The organism is Streptomyces sp. SID5785 (assembly GCF_009870065.1).
In the GTDB taxonomy this organism is placed as follows: domain Bacteria; phylum Actinomycetota; class Actinomycetes; order Streptomycetales; family Streptomycetaceae; genus Streptomyces.
Genome location: NZ_WWIA01000631.1, coordinates 1 through 4,097, shown reverse-complemented (window position 1 = coordinate 4,097; position 4,097 = coordinate 1). Strand labels below are relative to the sequence as shown.

The following is a 4,097-nucleotide window of genomic DNA, read 5'->3' as shown; positions in this document are numbered from 1 at the left end:
CCGACGGCCCATACTGGTCGGGCATCGTCCGCTCACAGATCGACTCCATGGCCAAGAAGAAACCTTCCTTGAACCCCGCCCCCGCGACCGTGTGGCAGGCCCGCGGCCTCCACCTCGGGCCCGAGCCCGAGCAGGATCTCCGGCGCAACCTGATCGCCCTGCGGGCGGCCGGGGTGCTGGAGGGCTTCCTCGACCTCGATCCCGTCGAGGCGGCGCGCTCCACGGCGCTGCACCCGCGCGACGAGGACGCCGGTCCTGGCCCCGGGGCCCGCCGGGTGTTCGAGGCGCGCTGGCGCGTGGCCGACGACGTGACGGTGCGGGCCCAGCTGACGACGTACGAGCCGGAGCCGCGCCGCCGGGAGGCCGGGGGCGGCGGCGTGCCGTGGGTGCTCACGGCGGAGGCCGAGCGCGACTGGCAGCCGGACTGGCCCTCTCCGGCGACGATGTTCTGGCCGGACAGCGAGCGGGTGCCCTGGGACCACGAGACGGTGGCCGGGCTGCGGATCCGTACGACGAACCCGCTGCCCAAGGACGACGACGAGGTGCGCAGGCTGCTGCGCGAGTGCGCGCGCTCCAGCTGGTACGTGCACGTCGTGGTGCACGAGGCGATGACGCCGGACCTGCGCGGGCAGCAGCCCGTCACCGCGTATCTGCCGCCGAGTCTGCGGCACCGCGTGATCGAGCACCGGGCGGCGCCCGAGCTGGCGCAGATCGCGGACTTCGCGCTGCGCAAGGAACTGGACGTGCGGCTGCCGCGCGGCGGCGCCGTGGTGCTGCCGGCCACGCCCCGCGAGCCGGGGTACGACCCGGAGGCCTTCACGGTCCGCAGCGTGTTCCTGGACGGTTCGGAGCAGCCCGAGCTGCTGTCCAGGATCGTGGCGGCGACCGCGCTGCCACGGCCCTTCCCCGACGAGGCCGCGCAGGCGCTGACCCGGCTGCGCAAGGGCTGGCACCTGCTCACGCCCGACGAGGAGCTGACGCACGCGCAGGACATGGTCGGCCGGTACGCGGAGGCGCTCGAGGCGATGACGCGCTCGCGGGACCTGTACAAGGAGGCCGCCGAGGCGGCGCAGGCCGCGCTCACGGAGGCGGGCACCGCGGTGCCGGGCCCGCCGGTGCTCCCGGCCCGGCCGGACGGCTCGCCGCTGGGTGCGCTGACGAAGGCGTTCGGCCGGTTCCGGGACCCGAACCGGTAGGCACCTGCCCGGCCGGACGTCCCGGCCCGGGGCAGGAGCCGGTCAGCCGGCGTCCGGCGTGTCCGGGCCGTCGGCGTCCTCGGCGCCCGGGGAGGCCTCCGGGTCGTCGGGGGCGGACATCCGCAGGGCGATCTCCTGGAGCAGTTCGGTGGAGCTGACGTCGCCGCGGCCCTCGTCGTGCACCTTGGCGAGCTGGGTGAACAGGAAGGCGAAGGCCTCGACGAGCGAGACGCTGGCGGGCATGAGTGCGGCGATGGTCCGCTCGGCGGCCTGTTCCGCGGTGGCGCCCGCCGGGATCTCGACGGTGGGGAACACCTCCGAGACCAGCCGTCCCAGTTGGGTGAGGTCGGTGTCGAGCGTCTCGCCGTCGCTGAGTCTGCGCACCATCTCCTGTGTCTCGGTGAGCACGCCGATCGCCCGCAGGATGATCTCCCTCTGTTCCATGTGCGGAGCCTATGCGCGTCGGCGGCCCGCGGGTGCAACGTGCTCGCAACCTCTTCGCGTCTTGACTGTTCCGTCATGAGCGACGAACCCCGCGTGGAGCTGACCCAGGCCGCCGCCGCACTGCTGCGCAGGCTGCACGACGCCCACGGACCGCTGATGTTCCACCAGTCCGGCGGCTGCTGCGACGGCAGCGCGCCGATGTGCTACCCGCGGGGCGAGTTCCGCACGGGCGCGGCGGACGTCCTGCTCGCGGAGCTGCCGGTGCCCGGGGTGGCCGAGCCCGTCGGGTTCTGGATGTCCAGGAGCCAGTACGAGGTGTGGAGTCACACCCGGCTGATCGTGGACGTGGTCGAGGGCCGCGGGAGCGGGTTCTCGCTGGAGGCGCCGGAGGGTGTGCGCTTCCTGATCCGCTCCCGGGTGGTCGGCGCCTGAGGGGCGGCTCACCCGTCGTCGCGTACCCCGTCTTCAACGGACTCGTGGTCACGGTCGGCGGCGCCCCGGACACCCGCGCCGGGGTCACGGCTCACGGATCACGGATCACGGATCGAGGCTGCTGACGAGGCCCGCCGTGGCGTTGATGCCGTCGTGGATGGTCGGCGCCACACCGGTGCCGGCCAGGAGGAAGCCGAGCATCAGGCAGACCAGGGCGTGCGACAGCTTGAGCGCGCCGTTGCGCAGGAAGATCACGGCGATGATCAGGAGCAGCAGCACGACGGAAATGGACAGAGACATCGCCGAACCTCCTCCGCCACGTCGACACCGTGGCTTTCGGCCGCAAGTGTGACGCAGCGGAGGGTCCCGTCCGGGGCACGACCTGTCCCCCGAACGGGTGTTAACGCCCGGTCACCGCTCGTGCGCCTCCAGGAAGGCCTGGAGCCCGGCGAGGTCGTCGCTGTTCAGGTGGTCGACACCGGCGGCGGTCAACTCGCCCCACACCGCATCCCGTTCCGGACCCGCGACGTCCGGCGTGGCCCAGAAGCGGACCCGCTGTCCCGCCGCGTGCGCGGCGGCGACGATCCGGCGCAGCTCGTCCCGCTCCGTGGCGGGCATCGGCCCTGCCCCCTGCCAGGTGAAGAGTCCGGTCCAGTTGTCGCTGATGAGCGGCACGAAGGAGGACGGGGCCGAGGTGCCGAGGTCGGCGAGCCGGCCGTCGTAGAAGGCGCTGCGGGTGCGCTGCGCCTCCATGGGCGCGCGCGCAGCGCGGTCGCCGGAGACCACCACGGTCACGGGGCCGGGTTGCACACGGCCGTGTGCGTACCTCGTGAACAGGCCGCGATGGCGCCGCAGTTGACGATCGAGTTCGCGGTAGGCCGCCTCCCCTTCGGTCTTGATGTCGACGAGCAGCTGGAGCGGTACGCGCCGGCCCCCGTACACCGAGCCGTGGTGCTCGCGCACCCGGGCCGCGAGCGGGGCGAGGTAGAGGGACTCCAGGGTGCGGCTCGGGTCGAGGCCGACGGGGTCGTGGGCGACGAGCAGGTCGCCGTCCACCAGGTAGATGTCGGCCTCGACGCTGTTGAACCGGTGGTCCAGTGCGTCGAGGAGCGGTCGCGGGTGCTCGTAGTCGTTGTGGGCGTGGGCGCGCAGCAGGGGCCGGGGGCCGCGCCCCGGCCCGGCGGCCTGGGCGGTCGTCGCGGTCTGTGACGCGGCGAGACCGGCGGACAGTGCGGCGGCGAGGCCGAGTGCTCGGCGGCGGGTGGTCTGGGCCATGGTGCCTCCCGTGGTGGGCCGTGGGGACACCGGTGAGTATGGGGTGCCGGGAGACCCTGACGGCAGGCCCGGTACGGGAGTTGGCCGGACCGCCATCTGTGCTCAACCCGGGGGCCACGGCGCGATCCGGTCGCACCAGCGTTCCAGGAGGACCCGGTCGTGGCCGACGGCGAGCAGGCCCGCGCCCGTCGCGGAGCGGTAGGACTCCACGGCCGCGACGAGCGCCGCCGTGGTCGACGCGTCGAGCATCGCCGTCATCTCGTCGCAGATCAGCACCCGGGGGCGCAGCGTGAGGGCACGGGCCAGGCAGGCGCGTTGCAGCTGGCCGTCGCTGACCTCGTGGGGGCGGCGGCCGAGCAGGTCGGGGCCGAGCCCCACCTGCCCCGCCAGCTCCCGCACGCGGGCGTCGGCCGGCAGCCCGTTCGCCCGCAGGGGTTCGGCGACGAGGTCGGCGAGCCGCAGCCGCGGGTCGGCCGACAGTCGCGGTTGCTGGAAGACGACGCCGATCGCGGTGCGTTGTGCGCGCGGCGCCCGGTGCCGCCACCCGCGCACCTGCTCGCCGTCGAGCAGCACCTGCCCGGCGTACGGCTCGTGGAGCAGGGCCGCGACCCGGACGAGCGTGGACTTGCCGCACCCGCTGGGGCCGGGCAGCCCGACGCTCTCGCCGGGGGCGAGGGTGAGGCTGACGTCCCGCAGGACGGGGTCGCGGCGGTCGTGGCCCGCGGTGATCCGGCGCAGCTCAAGCACGGG

Annotated in this window: 6 protein-coding genes; 2 read left to right on the top strand and 4 right to left on the bottom strand. The window is 74.1% G+C overall.

Going from position 1 to position 4,097, the window contains the following annotated elements; genetic code table 11:
• Window positions 1–47 precede the first annotated feature (47 nt).
• Window positions 48–1,196, top strand: coding sequence for a hypothetical protein (locus GTW43_RS20685; RefSeq protein WP_161303510.1), 1,149 nt, complete (start codon window positions 48–50; stop codon window positions 1,194–1,196).
• 42 nt (window positions 1,197–1,238) lie between these two features.
• Here GTW43_RS20685 and GTW43_RS20680 read toward each other — a convergent pair whose 3' ends face one another.
• Window positions 1,239–1,640, bottom strand: a complete 402-nt coding sequence (locus GTW43_RS20680; protein ID WP_161303508.1) for a hypothetical protein — start codon at window positions 1,638–1,640, stop codon at window positions 1,239–1,241.
• A gap of 75 nt (window positions 1,641–1,715) precedes the next feature.
• On the opposite strand from GTW43_RS20680, the gene GTW43_RS20675 reads away from it, so the two are divergent.
• Complete coding sequence (locus tag GTW43_RS20675; RefSeq protein ID WP_161303507.1) at window positions 1,716–2,072, top strand: DUF779 domain-containing protein; 357 nt, start codon at window positions 1,716–1,718, stop codon at window positions 2,070–2,072.
• A gap of 105 nt (window positions 2,073–2,177) precedes the next feature.
• Here GTW43_RS20675 and GTW43_RS20670 read toward each other — a convergent pair whose 3' ends face one another.
• The 3 genes from GTW43_RS20670 to GTW43_RS20660 all read right to left on the bottom strand — a co-directional run bounded on the left by GTW43_RS20670 (window position 2,178) and on the right by GTW43_RS20660 (window position 4,094).
• Window positions 2,178–2,372, bottom strand: a complete 195-nt coding sequence (locus tag GTW43_RS20670) for a hypothetical protein (RefSeq protein WP_161303506.1) — start codon at window positions 2,370–2,372, stop codon at window positions 2,178–2,180.
• 111 nt (window positions 2,373–2,483) lie between these two features.
• A complete protein-coding gene (locus GTW43_RS20665; RefSeq protein ID WP_161303505.1) occupies window positions 2,484–3,347 on the bottom strand; it encodes a phosphatidylinositol-specific phospholipase C/glycerophosphodiester phosphodiesterase family protein in 864 nt (287 codons plus the stop codon).
• Window positions 3,348–3,449: 102 nt separating this feature from the next.
• Complete coding sequence (locus GTW43_RS20660) at window positions 3,450–4,094, bottom strand: ATP-binding cassette domain-containing protein (protein WP_161303509.1); 645 nt, start codon at window positions 4,092–4,094, stop codon at window positions 3,450–3,452.
• Window positions 4,095–4,097 lie beyond the last annotated feature (3 nt).